12 protein-coding genes and 1 pseudogene are annotated in these 17,811 nt (G+C 40.5%); 11 read left to right on the plus strand and 2 right to left on the minus strand.

Features of this window, described 5'->3' with window-relative positions; genetic code table 11:
- The 4 genes and pseudogenes from BM097_RS11725 to BM097_RS11740 form a co-directional block, all read left to right on the plus strand.
- Nucleotides 1-189 (plus strand): annotated as a pseudogene (locus tag BM097_RS11725) (transposase); the annotation flags it as partial.
- A 1,018-nt stretch (nucleotides 190-1,207) separates the two neighbouring features.
- On the plus strand, nucleotides 1,208-2,029 hold the full coding sequence (locus BM097_RS11730; protein WP_143084986.1) for a hypothetical protein: 822 nt from the start codon (nucleotides 1,208-1,210) through the stop codon (nucleotides 2,027-2,029).
- A 78-nt stretch (nucleotides 2,030-2,107) separates the two neighbouring features.
- Nucleotides 2,108-2,617, plus strand: a complete 510-nt coding sequence (locus BM097_RS11735) for an RNA polymerase sigma factor (protein WP_242944707.1) — start codon at nucleotides 2,108-2,110, stop codon at nucleotides 2,615-2,617.
- A gap of 2 nt (nucleotides 2,618-2,619) precedes the next feature.
- Nucleotides 2,620-3,414 (plus strand): hypothetical protein, encoded by a 795-nt coding sequence (locus tag BM097_RS11740; protein WP_090549876.1) that lies wholly within the window; start codon nucleotides 2,620-2,622, stop codon nucleotides 3,412-3,414.
- Nucleotides 3,415-3,480: 66 nt separating this feature from the next.
- Here the strand turns inward: BM097_RS11740 and BM097_RS11745 are convergent, their stop codons facing one another.
- Nucleotides 3,481-4,428 carry a P1 family peptidase gene (locus BM097_RS11745; protein WP_090549879.1) on the minus strand — a complete coding sequence of 316 codons (948 nt, stop codon included), beginning with the start codon at nucleotides 4,426-4,428 and terminating at the stop codon, nucleotides 3,481-3,483.
- 195 nt (nucleotides 4,429-4,623) lie between these two features.
- Between BM097_RS11745 and BM097_RS11750 the strand changes: the two genes are divergently transcribed.
- From BM097_RS11750 to BM097_RS11775, 6 genes are all read left to right on the plus strand, one after another.
- Entirely contained in the window at nucleotides 4,624-4,977 is a 354-nt protein-coding gene (locus BM097_RS11750) for a GntR family transcriptional regulator (protein ID WP_090549881.1), read from the plus strand.
- Between the two features lie 2 nt (nucleotides 4,978-4,979).
- Nucleotides 4,980-5,690: an ABC transporter ATP-binding protein gene (locus BM097_RS11755; RefSeq protein ID WP_090549884.1), complete on the plus strand. Its 711-nt coding sequence runs from the start codon at nucleotides 4,980-4,982 to the stop codon at nucleotides 5,688-5,690.
- Complete coding sequence (locus tag BM097_RS11760; protein WP_090549887.1) at nucleotides 5,690-6,442, plus strand: hypothetical protein; 753 nt, start codon at nucleotides 5,690-5,692, stop codon at nucleotides 6,440-6,442. The genes BM097_RS11755 and BM097_RS11760 overlap by 1 nt, the downstream gene beginning before the upstream one ends.
- A 134-nt stretch (nucleotides 6,443-6,576) precedes the next feature.
- Entirely contained in the window at nucleotides 6,577-8,025 is a 1,449-nt protein-coding gene (locus BM097_RS11765; protein ID WP_090549890.1) for an efflux RND transporter periplasmic adaptor subunit, read from the plus strand.
- A 14-nt stretch (nucleotides 8,026-8,039) separates the two neighbouring features.
- Nucleotides 8,040-8,765, plus strand: coding sequence for an ABC transporter ATP-binding protein (locus tag BM097_RS11770; RefSeq protein ID WP_330389642.1), 726 nt, complete (start codon nucleotides 8,040-8,042; stop codon nucleotides 8,763-8,765).
- Nucleotides 8,766-10,055 (plus strand): ABC transporter permease, encoded by a 1,290-nt coding sequence (locus tag BM097_RS11775; protein WP_090549893.1) that lies wholly within the window; start codon nucleotides 8,766-8,768, stop codon nucleotides 10,053-10,055.
- 2 nt (nucleotides 10,056-10,057) lie between these two features.
- On the opposite strand, the gene BM097_RS11780 is transcribed toward BM097_RS11775, so the two are convergent.
- The gene (locus BM097_RS11780; RefSeq protein WP_090549896.1) at nucleotides 10,058-10,690 is read right to left on the minus strand and encodes an endonuclease III domain-containing protein; all 633 of its coding nucleotides are present in this window, start codon (nucleotides 10,688-10,690) and stop codon (nucleotides 10,058-10,060) included.
- 293 nt (nucleotides 10,691-10,983) lie between these two features.
- On the opposite strand from BM097_RS11780, the gene BM097_RS11785 reads away from it, so the two are divergent.
- Nucleotides 10,984-17,811 carry a CehA/McbA family metallohydrolase gene (locus BM097_RS11785; RefSeq protein ID WP_090549899.1) on the plus strand — a complete coding sequence of 2,276 codons (6,828 nt, stop codon included), beginning with the start codon at nucleotides 10,984-10,986 and terminating at the stop codon, nucleotides 17,809-17,811.

Raw genomic sequence — 17,811 nt, forward strand, 5'->3', positions numbered from 1 at the left:
CAGACCTTAGGTATGAAAGATTTATACTCTCACAGAAAAGAAACCATAGAAAGAATCTTCGGAACAGCCAAAGAGAATCATGGTTTTAGATATACGCAGATGTATGGGAAGGCGCGCATGGTAATGAAGGTTGCGCTTACCTTTGCGTGTATGAATTTAAAGAAGCTGGCAAAGATACAGCAAGAATGGGATTTAGAAATGGCCTAAAGGAAGGCCTTTTTACATAAAAATCAAAATATAATCTTAGAAAAATGGAAAGGATGCTGCAAAACTTAGTTTTGCAGCATCCTCTTTGTCTACACTCTGTAATCTCACATACAGTTGTATGTGAGATTTTTTTATTAGCTTTAGGTTGGGGAACCTATTCAATATACGCCTTCACTTTTCTAGTGAGGCTAGAATTCTTTTGGCTATCATTTCGATAGCATATTTCATGGTAAGTTGGATTTTTCGTATCCATGCGCAGCAAGCAGGATATGGTTTATTTTCTGTACCTTTTTGCACTCTTTTTTTGCGAAGGCAGGGTGACAGAGGAATACTTTACACGGAAATAAGTAACTATTTTGTTTTGTGCGGGTGACAGGACTTGAACCTGCACGGAGATTACCACTGCGGAAGCTGATGTGGGAAGCCATAGTGGTAAAGTAAGCCGGAAATTACCACTGTGAAGCCGATGCAGGGAAGCCACAGTGGTAAAGGAAGCCGGAAATTACCACTGTGAAGCCGATGCAGGGAAGCCACAGTGGTAAAGGAAGCCGGAGATTACCACTGTGAAGCTGATGAATGGAAACGCAGTGGTAAAGGAAGCCGGAAATTACCACTGCGGAGCCGATGCGGGAAGCCACAGTGGTAAAGGAAGCCGGAAATTACCACTGCGGAGCTGATGCAGGAAGCCACAGTGGTAAAGTAAGCCGGAAATTACCACTGTGAAGCCGATGCAGGGAACCACAGTGGTAAAGCAAGCCAGAGATTACCACTGCGGAAGCCGATGCAGGAAGCCGCAGTGGTAAAGTAAGCCAGAAATTACCACTGCGAAAGCTGATGCAGGAAGCCGCAGTGGTAAAGTAAGCCGGAAATTACCACTGCGGAGCCGATGCAGGGAAGCCACAGTGGTAAAGGAAGCCGGAAATTACCACTGTGGAAGTTGATGCAGGGAACCACAGTGGTAAAGCAGAAGTCAGAAAAGCCAAAAAAGAAAAGGAGTATTATGAGTAAAGCTATAATTGATGTTTTAAACAAGGAAAGAAATCAACTTATCATGGAAAAAGAAAGATTAGAGAAAGTAATTGTCCCAGATGATGGTAGTTATTTGGAAATTAAGAAGAACAAGGGAAAGTATGTCCAGTATTATAAGTGTAGCAAAAAGGGAAATAGCATGGCTTCAGCCAAAACTTTTATTAGAAAAAGTGATTTAGATATCGCAAAGCAGCTTGCTCAGTCTGAATTCGATAGGAAGCTTTATGCAGATATCAATACCAGATTCAATAGATTAGATTCTTTGCTAAGCTATTATAGCAATAATAGAATAAGTGATTTATATTCAAAGTTATCCCCTGAAAGAAGAGCATTGATAGAAAGTACTTATTTAGATGATGAGAATTATATAAAGCAGTGGCAAGAGTTATATGCAAACAAAGATGATGAATACATAAGTAAGTACCCCATCGAAACCCAATATTACACCGAAAAAGGCGAACATGTCAGATCAAAGTCTGAAATGATAATAGCAGACAAGCTTTCCAAAGCAGGTGTTCCTTATGTATATGAGCCAGCCTGTGATTTGAATAAGAAAGGACTTCACCCAGATTTCGCTGTACTCAACATAACAACTAGAGAGACATATTTCTATGAGCATTTTGGGATGATGGATAAGCCAGAGTATGCCACAGCAGCAATAAGAAAGATTGCTAAGTATCGCGAGCTAGGATACGAGTATGGGCAGAAGCTGTTGTTTACATTCGAGACTGGTGGAGATGGATTAAGTATAAAAGATTTAAAAATAATAATTGAAAAATATTTACGAAATTAATAATTTTACTGTCATATTTTGTCATCATTAGTCGTATTATAAGTGAAGGCCTTTCAAAAAACATACGAGGTGAAAAAGATGCCATATATGAATAGCCATAACGTGCAACAGCTTGTAAATCGATATTCTGATATGATTCTAAGGATTAGTTTTATGCAGCTGAAAAGTACTGATGATGCAGAAGATATTTGCCAAGATGTATTTATGAAACTTTTAACTGGGGATTTTCAGTTCGAAAGTGAAGCGCATGAAAAAGCTTGGATTATCCGCACAACTATAAATGCATGCAGAGATCATATGCGAACAAGTTTCTGGAAAAGAGCGACCGTATTAGATGAAGCCTATGGAATTCATGCAACAATGCAACAAGATTCAGAGATGCTAGAAATCATCATGACATTACCTAAGAACTATAGAACCAGTATTTATCTGCATTATTACGAAGGATATTCAGTAAATGAAATCGGGACAATGCTAAATAAACCTGCAAATACCATATCTGCATATTTATCTAGGGGAAGAAAGAAATTAAGACCGTTATTGAAAGATGCTTATGATTTGCAGTGTAGTTCACTTGAAAGGAGTTAATCATGGATAAAGATTTACGAGAAGAGATAATAGAATCTATGGATGCAATTTGTTTTTCACCTTCAGATAAGAAAAGGATTGTGGCTAATCTTACACAAGCTAAGATTACACCAATTGAAAGAGAGGGCAAAAATATGAAGAAATGGAAGCTGCCAAAGGTAGCAGTAATTGCAGTAACAGTTATAGCTTTGACTGGTGGAGTAGCTTATGCAGCAGGTACGATTTCAAGCACTTCAGTAGGTTCATCGATATTCGATTATAAATACACCTATGAAAAGCTTGATAAGATATATGATAAGGCAGGATTTGAAGGATATATTATAGAGGAATTCTCAAATGGATATTCCTTTGATAAAGCTGCAGTTTTAAAAGTTAATGGGCAGGATAAAAATTTAAACAATGTTAAATCTTGGAATGAAATTGATGTAAAGTATGAGAATGCTCAAGGAGATGAAATAGGCCTTGCATTGGACGAAAGTATAAATACAGGAGAGACTGAAGACGATAGGACTCCATCCTCATCAAGAGACATAAATGGAATCATTGTTAAATATAACGAGGATGAGTATGTATTTTTGCCAGGTAATATGGAAAACAATGTGCCAGAAGAAATAAAAAAGAGGGCTGAAAATGATGAACATTACATTATTAGTTATGGTTCAGATGAAGAAGAGCATTCAACATTCACTAGTATTAATTTTGTGAAAGATGATGTCTATTATTTGATATATGGACAGAATACAACCCTTTCAGAGGATGACTTTTATTCAATGGCAGAAGAGATTATTAATGAATAACAAAGAACCGGAGATTTTCTAATAAAAGAAATCTCCGGATTTTTGTTATTATAATGAAAAAAATGTCTATACATTAACGCTGCGCTTGATAGCTTCGCACATAACCTGGTTAGCCAAAGTACCAACCACATCCAGTGAAGCTTCCACTGAACCTAAGGATATGGCGTAGATGCTGTCACCGTCCATAGATGTGTGGACAGGGCGAATGCAACGGGCATAGGCATCATGTGTCATGCCAGCAAGCTTGCAAAGCTGAGTCTTGTTGAACTTTGCATTCGTAAATACGATACCGATAGTAGTGTTAGTAGTTACCCCGGCAGGTGGATTTGCTACCATGTCATACATAAGCTCCTCGCAGGAAACATCGTTAAGTGAAGAGCCATCAGCAGACAATACACCGGCGATGCGCTTGTTGTCTACATAATCATAAACATCTCCAACAGCGTTTGTGCATACAATTGCGCCCACCTTCAAATCTCCTAAAGCAACAGCGTAGCTTGCGATACCTGATTTTGTACATCTATCAGGGCCAAGTAATTTTCCTACTGTGGCGCCACAACCAGCACCAAAGCAACCTGATTGGAAATTACCGGCAGCGCCCTCAAAAGCAAGGGAAGCAGCCTTGTAACCCATTTCCTTATCCGGGTAAACATCATTTCTGCCATAGCCTAAATCAAAAATATCTGATTGGCAAACAAGTGGAACAACCACATCTCCAACAGGAAATCCAATGCCATGTTCAGCTAAATATTTCATAACACCGCCAGCAGCATCTAGACCAAAGGCTGATCCGCCGCCTAAAACTACAGCGTGAATTACCTCTGCGGCAGCAAGTGGGTCCATAAGACCTGATTCGCGACTGGCAGGGCCGCCACCTCTAATATCTAAACCGCAAGGCGCACTTTCAGGTGCGATGATAACGGTAACACCTGTGCCAGCGTAAGCCTCCTCAACTTGACCAATTTTCACATTGCCAATATCTGTAATAGGAATTTCTTTTAAAAGTTTATTCATTTGATTTCTCCCAATTCATTAAAAGTATCGATTCAGACCGCCCAGCCAACTAAGCATAATCAGCAGCCCAGCCCAACCTAAGTTTAATTATAATACTTCTTTCAAAAGAAATGTGTAAAAAATCTTGACGGCTATAGTATCATAGTGTACTATACAGATAGTACACTAGTACAAACGAACAGGAGGAGTGTGGATATGCAGTATGATTCAAAAATACCCATTTATTTGCAGGTGATTAAATTCCTCAAAACCGACATTATTAGCGGGCAAATAAAGTGCGGACAGAAGCTACCATCCAGCCGCGAGCTGGCAGTAACATATACGATTAATCCTAACACCGCAGCCCGTGTTTATCAGGAACTGGAGCGTGAGGGTGTGTGCTATACCAAGCGAGGTATGGGCACTTTTGTAACAGAGGATGAAGGAGTGATTACAATGCTAAGAGAGCAGATGGCAGAGGAAGCATTAGATGTATTTTTAAAATCTATGAGCGAATTAGGGATATCTATTGATGAAGCGGTAGAGCTTCTAAAGCAAAGGGAGGAATAACTATGCTAGAAAGTATTGATGTAACCAAAAAATTTGTGGGCAAGACAGCTGTGGATGGAATCACTATGCAGCTTGAACCAGGGCACATATATGCATTGCTTGGGCCAAACGGAAGTGGTAAGACCACATGGATGAAAATGGCAGCAGGCCTTATAAAGCCTACCTCGGGACAGATTAGATATAACAATCAGCCTATTTCCATAGCTACCAGAAATGAAATTGCATACATGTCAACAGAGCCATATTTCTATGATTGGATGACTGTTGGGGATGTTGGAAAATACTACGCAGATTTTTTCCAGGACTTCTCCATGGAAAGATATGACTACATGCTTGAAAAAATGGATTTGGACAAGAAGCTAAAGGTTAAATCCCTTTCATCAGGTATGATGGCAAAGCTTAAGGTAGCAGCTACCATGGCGAGAGATGCAAAGGTTTATATGCTTGATGAGCCTCTTAACGGCATCGATTTGCTGGCAAGAGATTCAGTGATGAACATGATTTTGATGGCAGCAGACGAAACCAAAACCTTATTGGTTTCCAGCCACTTGGTAGAGGAATTAGAATCAGTTGTGGATAAGGCAATCTTCATTAAGAGAGCCCAGTTCGCTGGAATGTATGATGTAGAGGCACTTAGAACAGAAGAAAATACATCCTTGGCAGATAAATATCGTCAGGTGTTTTCTGATGTGGAAATGGGAGGAATTCAGTAATGTTAAATCTTATTAAATATGAGTTCAGAAAAAGTTGGATTATCAAAGCAATCATTTTAGTGTTCACTGCTGTATTTGAATTGATGTTTATTGGTGGCACTATTTTTAACAACGAAGATTTTTTAGGCATGGGAATAGCCTTCTTGTCCCTTACAACAATCTGTGCACTTTTCATTATTGGAGTGTACGGAATATTCAGATTGCATAAGGATTTAACTACAAAACAAAGCTACATGCTTTTCATGACACCAAACAGTAGCTATAAGATTCTTGGGGCGAAGCTGATTGAAAATGCAGGCTCTATTTTAGTTGCCGGTTTATTTTACGTACTTTTAGCCATCGTTGATTTCACTTTCCTCATGGCGGCAAATGGTGAAATAAGAGAAGGAATTGAATTTTTAAATCAGATACTGGGGGCACATTATTCAGTGGATACCTATGGCTTTGTAATGGTCAGCCTAAACCTTATTGTTATATGGATATTTACTATTGTTGTTGGATATCTTGCAGTCATCATTTCAGCAAGCATATTAAGTGGAAGAAAGTTCAGCGGTGTTATCAGCTTCATCATCTTCCTGATTATCAACGGGGTAGTGCAGAAGATTCATGGAATTATCCTGGAGCTAGTTGGATTTGATACTTTCGGATTTTCCACTGGAAAGACAGTGCTTGGATTAGTTTTTGATATCGTATTTGCGATAATTGTTTACTTTGCTGCTGCATGGATTATGGATAACAAGCTATCTGTTTAAGAATTTATTAAAATTATAAAATTTGTATAAATTATTTGTGATATCTATTTACATAAAAGAATAATGAAATTACACTAATTAGCAAATGTGTGTTAATCATTATGTGCCCTAAGGCAATTCAAGGAGGATGAAACGTGAAGGTTTTAAAGAAAATAGGGGGCTTTTTAAAGAAGCACCTTAAACTGGTAATTATATTGGCAGTTATATTGGCAATAGTTGGACTAATAGTTCACAATGCGAACTCAGCTAAAAAGGCAATGGAGGAAGCGGCAAACGAGCCTGTTACCTCTGAAATCAAAAAGATGGATTTGCAGAAGAGCGTGGCAGTGACAGGTTCCCTTACTGCAAACGATAAGGCAACAGTTACTTCCACAATCGGTGGCACAGGTATCACTGGTGTAAAGGTTTCAAAGGTAAACTACAAGGAAGGCGATTATGTTGAAGCAGGCACTGTTGTAGTTGAGTTTGACGGCGATGATTACGAGAGAAAGCTTGCGGAGCTTAATGCTCAAAATAACATTGATAATAAAGTAAGCTTGAAGGACATTGCAGATTTACAGCAGAAGATTCTTGATGCACAAAAGGATTTGGAAAACACTCAGGCAGATATTGTAAAGAAGCAGGAGTGGCTTGATAAAAACGAAAAGTATTATAGAGATATAAAGGATGCTTTTGAAAATGGTCAGAAAGATCCTTATTCAGATGAAACAGAAAGATATCTCGAGCAGAGCGCAATAGTTCAGGAAAGATATGGATTCACTATCGATAGCTACGAGGCAAAGCAGGACGAGCTAAAGACCTTAAAGGACAAGGCAAAGACACTTCAGGACACCATTACAAATACTCAGCAGTCCATTGAAATCGCTCAGCTTAAGCAGAACTTTGCACAGACCTATACTCAGGTAGATGCCAAGGATGATGTGTACGAGAGCATGGAGAAGACCCACGTATCAGCACCAATTTCTGGTTACATCATCACAATGAATGTAGAAGAGGGTAACAACTATACTCAGGGTAATACCGTATTTACCATAGCAGATACCAGCGGCTTTGTGGTTGCAGCAACTGTTAATGAATACGATGTAGCCAATATTGCAACTGGTCTTCCAGCAAAGATTAAATTTGAAGCAACAGGTGATGAGGAATTTGATGGGGAGGTAACCTTCGTGTCAGTGGCATCTGAAGGCTCTATTTCAGAGTCGAACCCACAGGCACAGGCTGCTGCAGCAGGTACCAGCGCAGGAGTGGCTAACTACAAAATCAAAATTCAGCTTAAAAATAATGATGACCGACTTCGCGTAGGCATGACAGCAAAGGCCAGCGTAGTATTGGATTCTGTAGATAACGTGCTTGCTGTTCCATACGATTGCATTCAGCAGGATGATAAAGGCAAAGATTTTGTTGCCGTTATCGACAAGGATGGAAACAAGAAAAATGTATACGTAACAGTTGGACTTGAAAGTGACTACTATGTAGAAATCAAGGGCGACGGCCTTAAGGAAGGCATGACAGTAGAGGCGATTGTTAAGGATGCTCCAAGTACAGACATTATGGATTACATGGAGATTTCAACAGAAGAATAGCGGAGGAAATTAAATTGGAAGATAATGTAATGCTTGACCTTCGCAATATTCATAAAAGCTTTTTCATCGGAACCCCTAACGAGTTTGAGGTTTTACACGGACTTAATTTCACGGTGAAAAAGGGCGAGTTTGTTTCCATAGTTGGTCAGTCTGGTTCAGGTAAATCTACTCTGATGAATATCATCGGCGCACTGGACAGGCCTACAGCAGGGGAGTACACCCTGGATGGAATTGATATTGAAAAAGCGAAGGATCATGAGCTTTCAGCTTTAAGAAATAAGAAAATCGGATTTGTGTTCCAAACCTACAATCTGATTGCCAGAACCAATGCTCTTAAAAACGTTGAGCTTCCTATGATGTATGCGGGAATGGGCAGAGCCGAGCGTATGGAACGAGCAAAGATGCTTCTTGAAGAGGTAAATATGACTGATAGAATGCATCATAACCCGGACGAGCTTTCAGGTGGACAGAAGCAGCGTGTGGCAATTGCCAGAGCTATGGCAAACGACCCAGCAATCATCCTTGCCGATGAGCCAACAGGTGCCCTGGATTCTGCAACAGGTAGAATGATTATGGATATCTTCCATAAGCTTCATGAGGAGCAGGGCAAGACCATCGTTCTAATCACTCACTCTCCAGAGCTTTCTCAGGAGACTGAACGCATAATCACCTTGAAGGATGGCAACATTATTGGTGAATCAGCAGGCAATTGGAACAGAGCAACAAAGGAGGTGGAGTAAATGCTATTTACTGAAAACATCCTGGTTGCTTTAGCAGGACTTAAAGCCAACATAATGCGTTCCTTGCTCACCATGCTTGGAATCATCATCGGTATCGCATCGGTTATTGCTATCATGACAGTTGGTAATTCTATTACCTCAATCGTCAACAGCACCATGCAGGATTTAGGTGCCAACAACCTGGAAATGGGCGTTATGCAAAAATCCAGGGACAACAAAGCCTCAGATTCAGGTGAAAATTACGGCAGTGGCTATGTCCGTGAAATGACTGATCAGGATTTGATTACAGAAGACATGCTAAAGGCCTTCAGGGCAGAATTCCCGGATGACGTTAAATACGTGCTTAAGTATGAGAATGTTGGGGATAAGGGCAAGGTGACAGAAGGCAGTAAAAACGCTAACGTTCAAATCATTGGTTATAATAAGGATAATTTTGATTTTAAGGATAAGAAAATCCTTGCTGGACGTGGATTTTTGAATCGTGATTATGAAGAGGCTAAAAAGGTTTGTATCGTTACCGATAAGCTGGTAGAAAGAATCTATAATGGCGACAATGAAAAGGCTTTGGGCCGGCAGATTGAAATCAATGTGGGTGGCACCTACTATAGCTACTACATTGTAGGTGTGTACGAATACGTGCAGGAGCAATTCTCCTTCGGTGTTTCTGACAATCCTACAACAGAGCTTATCATCCCTTACGAAACAGCAAGGGTAGCCAATCATAATCAGAATAAGGGCGATTATTATTTCACCTTGGTAACCTCTGTAAATACCAATAATGATGAGTTCGCCACAAAGGTAAGAGATTACTTCAATATTAATTACTATTCAAGAAATGATGCCTACGAGGTTATGGTTGTTTCCATGACATCCATGATGAATCAGATGAATACCATGATTGGTGCCATTCAGCTGGCGCTGTCAGTTATCGCAGGCATATCCCTTGTGGTAGGTGGTATCGGCGTTATGAACATTATGCTGGTGTCCATCACCGAGCGTACCAAGGAAATCGGAACCAGAAAAGCACTTGGTGCTACAAATGGTTCCATCAGATTGCAGTTCATCACCGAATCAGTGGTTATCTGCCTGATTGGTGGAATTATCGGAATTGTTCTTGGAATTGTTCTTGGAACAGTTGCTGTAAAGATAATGGGCTATGATGCTGCGGTTTCCCTACAGAGTATCGTAATTGCGGTAGGATTTTCTATGGCAATCGGTATCTTCTTCGGATACTACCCAGCTAATAAAGCTGCCAAGCTTAACCCAATCGACGCTTTGCGTTACGAATAAAACTATATACGTTTTAAACATACATCTGAAAGGCAGCATTTGTCGCAGTAAGGCGCGGTGCGGGCAGTGCAGACAGCACGACCGTGGTCAACCAGTCTGTGGCAAAGGTTGTTGCCTTCTTCAGGAGGAACGATTTTCCTAAGAGCCATCTCAACTTTGGATGGCTCTTTTATATTGTCTACAAGGCCGATTCTATTTGACAGACGGATAGCGTGGGTGTCGGTGACGATGGCAGGCTTGCCAAAAACATCTCCTAGTATAAGATTGGCAGATTTGCGGCCTACACCAGGAAGCGCCAACAATTCCTCCATAGTATCAGGAACCTTGCAATCGTACACATCCCTAAGCATTTTCATGCATGCCACAATATCCCTGGCTTTAGATTTGCCAAGTCCACAAGGTCGTACAATTTCCTCAACCTCACTTACATCAGCATCGGCAATTGCGCTGATGGTAGGAAATTTGGCATACAGATGTGGAACGATTTCATTTACCCTGGCATCAGTGCACTGGGCTGCTAGCCTGACACTTACTAACAATTTCCAGGCATCGTCATAATCCAATGTGCAATCGCTGTATGGATATTCCTTTTTTAATCTTTCAATTACTATTAGTGCTAATTCTTTTTTTCTCATGTGATAATAATAACACAGATACTTTACATAGGGGATGACTTTTGAATAATACATTCAATTAGTAAAAAGCACAGAACATTTTTAATTTTTTGTATAATGTGATGAAATGTGTCTAGAGTGTGAATTTTATATTGAAAAGAATTTTCAGAAATGATACTCTAACATTACACGACATAACGATTTAGGGAAGGCGATTTATATACCGAATCATTTGGGGCTATATTGGGATGATTAGGTAGGGTCGCTTTTTTTGACGCGTTTTGTCAAAAAATTTTAAGGAGGAGAGTATAGGAATGAAAAAATTGGCTCGAAGAGGGCTTTCTTTGGTTCTGGCTTTTTTCATGGTTGCAACTACTGCATATTCTGATATGTCCTTTGTATCCCTTGCAGAAGAAGCTAATCATGTATGGACTAAAGTAAGTCTTAACGAAATCACTTCTAATGACTCTATTGCCATCGCAGTTACAACATCTGATGGCGAAACCTATGTTATGCCAAGCGTATCCTCTACTAAATCTGGACCTAGTGCAGTTCTAGCAACAGTTAGTGGAAGCGAGCTTACCGTTTCAGAGGGTAAGGACAGCGATTATGCTTGGAGCGTTAGCACAAAAACAGTAGAAGAAACTGTTGTTGCTAATAGCGAAAACAATGCTGAGGCTGAGGAGGATTCTTTAGTAGAAAAGAATCTTTCAGATTCAGAGGATAAATCCGAAGAATTAACTTCAGAGAAAACAGCTGAAGAAACTGTAGTAAATACAGATGATTCTTCAAAGGCTGCTGTTGAGGAAGATGCTAAGGAGCAGCTTTCAGATAATAAGGAAGCTTCAGAAGAATTAAAGGAAGATGCTTCAGCAGAGGAAGAACAGGAAGAAGATAAGAAGGAAGAGACTGTTACAAAAACATACTACACCTTCGCTTCTGGTACTAACTATCTATATACTACTGCAGCAAACAATGGTGTAAGAGTTAACAGTATGCCAAAGGATGAAGTAGGCGCTAGATGGGAATTAGCTGATAACGGCTATCTATCAGCCAAGGATTCTAAGGGGGTAGCTCGTTATTTAGGAATCTATAATAAGAAGGATTTCAGAGCTTACACTTCAAATGGTGGAAATATTGCTGACCAGTCAGTGGCTTTCTACAAGCTCACCACCAAAAACGCAGGTGATGCCAAGGTTGCAGCACCTACAGCTTCAATCGAAAGCGGAAAAGCTGTTGAATTTGGCACAGAGGTAACTCTTTCATGTGCTGATGAAGACGCAAAGATTTATTACAACGTAAACGGTAGTGAGGATAACTATTCCCCATACAAGGAAGCAGTTGTAATCACAAAGGACACTACAATCTACGCTTATGCTACAAAGGATGATAAGAAGAGCGAAATCGTTTCTTTCAATTATACACTTGCAGCAGGAAGCAAAATCACTGATGTAACAAAGCTTGATTCTGAGCAGGAGTTTGTTCTTGCATTTAACGATGCAAACATCATGACAACAACTGCTACAGCACCAGATAAGAAGGGTAATACAAAGCTTGAAGCTCTTAAGGCAGAGCTTGATTCTGACAAGCACCTTGTTTACTCAGAGGCAGAAGCACCTATCGCAAAGCTTTCATTAGAGAAGGCTGAGGCAGATGGTGAGTATTACATCACAACAAACATCTTTATTGAAAATGTATTAACAAAGCATTATTTAACAACTACAGCTACAGGCAGTGCTCTTTCTTTTGTTACTGAAAAGACAGATTACAGCACATGGTCAGTAGAGACACAGGAAGATGGTAGCTTATTAATCAAAAATACAAAGGCTATTTATCACGATGCAAAGAAGAACATTGATAAGCCACAGTACATCGAGTTTTTCAATACCTTCACAGCTTACAGCTATGTTGCAGGAACAGATAAAATCGATGCATTCAAGCTTAATGCATACACAGTTCCTTCCCTTCAGGTAAAGGAAGACGTTCCTACTAAAAATACTGTAGGCAAGCTGCTTACAAGAGAGCTTTATGATGGTGACCAGGTAGTTGCATATCATCCAGGCTCAGGCAAGGTTATGACATCGGTTGCTGAAAAGGGTGGTCTTCAGGGAATCGACCTTAAGCCAGCTGAAGATGAAACAATTGATATCAAGGATACTGAAGCAGTTGTTCTTACAGTAGTAATTGATGAAAACGGAAACTATCTGTTCAAGACAGAAGATGGTAAGTATCTTACAATCGAAAAGTTAGAGACAGAAAAGGATGGCAAGACAAAGACAACAATCAATCTTATTCTTGCAGATAACGCAACAGATGAAAGTACATGGACTCTTGCAGCAGCAGATGACAAGAATGCTGGTAACTTCTATCTAAAGAGTGCAACTGTAAAGGTTGGCTCTAGCGTTCAGGCCTTCGAGTACTACGGCGGTGATTTCAAGGCTTATGGCTTCAAGGAAGATCCAGCTTACGTATTTAATTTCTTCGCTTTAGAAGAAGGCGAGAAGACAGTTAAGCTTGAGTACGAGGACGAAAGACTTGCTGTTGCACAGTGGGCAGGTAATGCTCATTACAACGAGTTTGAAGATTGTGCTAAAGCAATCTATGGTGATAAATACGCTACAAACGATATGCTTGATAAGTCAGCAAAGTTCACATCAGTCGTTGGTGGTGTAGAAACACAGCCATGGACATCTGCAAAGAGCTCAACAACAGGCTCAACAAGCTTTTACATGGGTTCAACTGGTGTTGCAAATGCTGCAACAGATTACATGCAGCTTGCTCTTTCAACAGTTGGCTATGGAAACCTTGAGCTTGGCTTTAGAATGAGAGCTTCAAATACAGCAGCTGGTTCATTCCAGTTACAGTATTCAACAGATGGAGAGAACTTCAAAAACTTCAAGACAGGTACTTACTCATACAAATATTCTGCATACAAGAAATCTGGTAAGCAGGATGAAAATGGTAAGGAAATCATGGAGCAGTATGAGGTAAGTGGTTCTGGCGATATTGCAGACGGTATTGCAAAGACATCTTATGCTCCTACATATTATGTGAGCTTTAAATTTAATGTTCCAAATGCAGCAGCAAATGCTGAGAAGCTTTATATCAGATTTGTTCCAGGCAATTTAAATGCTAAGGGTGACAAGGAGCCATCTAATGGCGGCGTTATCCGTATGGATAGTGTTGCATTATCAGGAAACCCAGTTATCGACCCTACCAGAGCAAGATTTGTAGTTGCAAATCCAAGCAGCTCAGAGGTTGCTATTGGACAGAAGATTGATCTTTCATCACTTACAGAAGGCGCAGATATTTACTATTCAGTAAATGGTGGCGAATTCGTTAAGTATGATGAAAACGAAAAGCTTACAATCACTGAGCTTCCTGCAACAGTTCAGGCATACGCTACAAAAGAGGGTATGGAAAAGAGTATCACAGTTAGCTACTCATATACTCAGGCTCAGGTTCAGGCAGTAAAGGCTGCACCAAACGGTGGTGCCGTTATCGAAAATCAGAAGGTATCACTTAAGACAAAGACAGAAGATGCAACAATCCTCTACAGATACATGACTGAAGAAGAGATTGCGGCAGCTGATGCAAAGGCTACAAAGACTGAAGAAAAGGCAGAGGGCGAAGAAGCTACTGAGCCTACAGAGCCTGCAACAGAAAAGGAAGTAGAGCACGAAGACTGGATTACCTACACAGGTTCATTCGAGCTTAAGGCTCTTCCATGTCAGCTTCAGGTAAAGGCTGTTAAAGAAGGCTATAAGGATAGCGCAGTATCAACAATTAAGTTCACAAAGAGACTTAATGACAAATACAATATCTACTTCGGACAGGTTCATGCTCATACAAACATTTCCGATGGTGCTGGTTCACTTGAGGATGCCTTAAAGCATGCAACAAAGGTAGATAACTTAGATTACATTGTAATCACAGATCACAGTAACTCAATTGATAATGAGAAGGAATCAAAGATTACTGAAAACGTTGATAAGTCTGCAGATGATGAGTGGACATACGCTCACAATCTTGTAAAGCAGTACTCAACAGACAAATTTACATGTGCTTACGGTTATGAAATGACATGGTCAAACGGACTTGGTCACATGAACACCTTCAACACACCAGGTTTCCAGAGCCGTACACAGACAGAATATTCAACATATTCAACAGCTCTTCAGAACTACTATGCAGCACTTAGAACTGTTCCTGATTCAATCAGCCAGTTCAACCACCCAGGTACTACATTCGGTGATTTCAGTGATTTCGCATATTACTCAGAAGAGAATGATAACCTTATCACAATGATCGAGGTTGGTAACGGTGAAGGAACAATCGGTTCTTCAGGTTACTTCCCATCATACGAGTACTACACACGTGCACTTGATAAGGGCTGGCACGTAGCTCCTACAAACAACCAGGATAACCACAAGGGTAAGTGGGGCGATGCCAATACAGCACGAACAGTAATGCTTGCTGATGTAAATGATGAGAACGCTATCTACGATGCAATGAGAAACTATCGTATTTACGCAACAGAGGATAACGATCTTTCAATTTACTACACACTTGATAATTACATCATGGGTACAATCCTTGAGAAGGATGCAGTTGGCGACACAGTAGAGCTTAAGGCAGACATTAAGGATCCTACAGATTCAAAGATTGGCAGAGTTGAAGTTATTGTAAACGGTGGACAGTCAATCGCTATGCAGAACGTATCAGGTAATGATACAACGGTTAAATTTGAAGTACCTTCAAGCTATTCATACTACTACTTAAAGATTACAGAGGATGATGGCGATATCGCTGTTACAGCTCCTGTATGGGTAGGCGAGGTTGAAGCTTGTGGTATCAACAAGACTTATACAAACACAGTTCTTCCAGTTAAGGGAGAAAGCCTTGACGTAAATGTTGATTTATACAACAACGAAGCAAGTGCTCTTGATATTAACTTCATCGACGTTGTACTTAAGGACGTTGATGGTAAGGAAACACCGGTTGCATCACTTACAGGCGAGGAAGCAGGGGTTGCTTCAGTTGCTTCAAATGATACAGCTACATTCAAAACAGATTTTGTTTACAACGAAGCAGGTCAGGTAACCTACGAAATCACAGTTAGAGCAACACTTAACGGTGTTCCAAAGGTTTACACAGATAAGCTGCAGGTAAGCTACGCACTTCCATCTATGATTGCAGACATCGTTATCGATGGTACACATGGAAATGATTATGTAACAGGCTACTACGGTGGAAACGTAAATGCGTTTATCAAGCTTTGCGCAGCAAAGAATATCCGTGCAACAGTTGTAAGAGACAAGATTACAGCTGACACACTTAAGAATGCTAAGCTTCTTGTAGTTTCAGCTCCAGCAAAGAAGTCTGGTACTGCAAACGCAGGAGATTACAAGGTAAGCCATTTCGAAGATGAATTCATTGCTACTGTTAAGGACTACGTTGCAAACGGTGGTTCAGTTGCAGTTTGCGGTTTGGCTGATTACTCAGATACAGCAGAAGGTCAGACAGGCACAGAGCAGAACAAGCTTCTTTCAGCAATCGGCGCAACAATCCGCATGGGTTCTGATGAGGTTTGCGATGACAAGAATAATGGCGGTCAGGTTTACAGAATGTATCCTACAAATGTAAATCTTGATTCTGAGCTTCTTGCAGGCTTCAGAGAGGGCCAGAAGTACAGCCAGTATTCAGGCTGCTCAGTTGATATTTCAAATGCTACAGCAAACGATGTTGTAGATGCAGCAGAATGGCTTGTAAAGGGATATAACACAACATACTCTGTAGATTGCAAGGATGATAATGGTAAGGCAATCGAAGGCACCCTTGAAAATGGAGTAAAGGGTAAGAAGCTTGACAACGAAGGCAACGTAACCTTCCTTGCTCGTCAGAAGACAAAAGCAGGTGGACAGATTATCGTAGCCGGTGGCGTATTCCTTTCAGACTTCGAAGTAAAGGCAGAGATGGACAACAACGATTCTCTTCCTTATGTAAACCACACAATCGTAAACAACATTTTAGATGGTTCACAGGTTGAGCTTCCAGTATCAACAATCGCTGAAGCAAGAGCCGGTGAAATGAATGAAGTGTTTGCCGTAGAAGGATATGTAACATCTGGTACAGACAACGAAAACACAACATTCTTCGATACAATCTATCTCCAGGATGAGACAGCTGGTATCGATATCTTCCCATACGCAACACCAGGTCTTGCAATTGGTACAAAGATGCGTATCGTTGGATATGTTTCACAGTACCAGGGAGATAAGGAATTAAAGGTTATTTCTTACAAGATTCTTAATGATGAGCCACACATTTGGGAGCCTAAGAAGGTTGATACAAAGACAGCAATGGATTACGACAAGCTGGGCGGTTCATTACTTGAGACAGAAGGTAAGGTTACAAGAGTAGCAATTGGTGCTGATGGTGCCATTGAAGAGTTCTGGCTTAAGGATAAGTCAGGTGTTGAGGCAGCTATCTTCATCGATGGTTACATCAAATCAGCTACAACAGGTAAGAACACTCTTACTGATTTTGTAAAGGTTGGCGCTACAGTTTCTGCAATTGGTGTACTTTACAAGCATCCAGAAGGAGCTTCTGATGTATCAGTACCAGTATTCAGAGTAAGAAACTGCGATGACATTAAGCTTATCAAGGCAGCTCCATCAGTTACTCCAGGTGGTAACGGTGGAAATGGCGGAAACAGCAATCCTATTGCAAATATTATCAGCAACATCAACAAGGCTATTGATAAGGCAGTAGATGCTATTATCGCTCCAATCGAAAACACACCAGTTGGTCGTGTAGTAAGAAATGTAGTTGACAGAATTAGAACTGTAAGAGACAGATTCTTCGGAAACGGTGATGCAACTGTATCAGAGGATACTACTGAAGCAGTAGTAGAGGATGAAGCAGAAGAGCAGCCAGAAGAAGAGCCGGCAGATGAGGAAGTTTCTGTAGATCCACAGCCATCTGAGACAATCGAAGATGAGCAGGTACCAGAAGCTGGCAAGGAAAAAACATCATTCCCAGTAGTGCCAGTTGCAGCAGCATCTGTTATAATCGTAGCAGGAGTTGGAGCAACACTTGCAGGAAAGTTTGGACTACTAGGAAAGTTGTTTGGAAAGTAA

Source organism: Pseudobutyrivibrio sp. OR37 (assembly GCF_900113655.1).
Lineage (GTDB): Bacteria > Bacillota > Clostridia > Lachnospirales > Lachnospiraceae > Pseudobutyrivibrio.

Bases quoted from the DNA above. Each gene is read 5' to 3' on its own strand.
- BM097_RS11730 (WP_143084986.1), top strand. From the start codon at position 1,208: ATGAGTAAAGCTATAATTGATGTTTTAAACAAGGAAAGAAATCAACTT.
- BM097_RS11735 (WP_242944707.1), top strand. From the start codon at position 2,108: ATGCCATATATGAATAGCCATAACGTGCAACAGCTTGTAAATCGATAT.
- BM097_RS11740 (WP_090549876.1), top strand. From the start codon at position 2,620: ATGGATAAAGATTTACGAGAAGAGATAATAGAATCTATGGATGCAATT.
- BM097_RS11745 (WP_090549879.1), bottom strand. From the start codon at position 4,428: ATGAATAAACTTTTAAAAGAAATTCCTATTACAGATATTGGCAATGTG.
- BM097_RS11750 (WP_090549881.1), top strand. From the start codon at position 4,624: ATGCAGTATGATTCAAAAATACCCATTTATTTGCAGGTGATTAAATTC.
- BM097_RS11755 (WP_090549884.1), top strand. From the start codon at position 4,980: ATGCTAGAAAGTATTGATGTAACCAAAAAATTTGTGGGCAAGACAGCT.
- BM097_RS11760 (WP_090549887.1), top strand. From the start codon at position 5,690: ATGTTAAATCTTATTAAATATGAGTTCAGAAAAAGTTGGATTATCAAA.
- BM097_RS11775 (WP_090549893.1), top strand. From the start codon at position 8,766: ATGCTATTTACTGAAAACATCCTGGTTGCTTTAGCAGGACTTAAAGCC.
- BM097_RS11780 (WP_090549896.1), bottom strand. From the start codon at position 10,690: ATGAGAAAAAAAGAATTAGCACTAATAGTAATTGAAAGATTAAAAAAG.
- BM097_RS11785 (WP_090549899.1), top strand. From the start codon at position 10,984: ATGAAAAAATTGGCTCGAAGAGGGCTTTCTTTGGTTCTGGCTTTTTTC.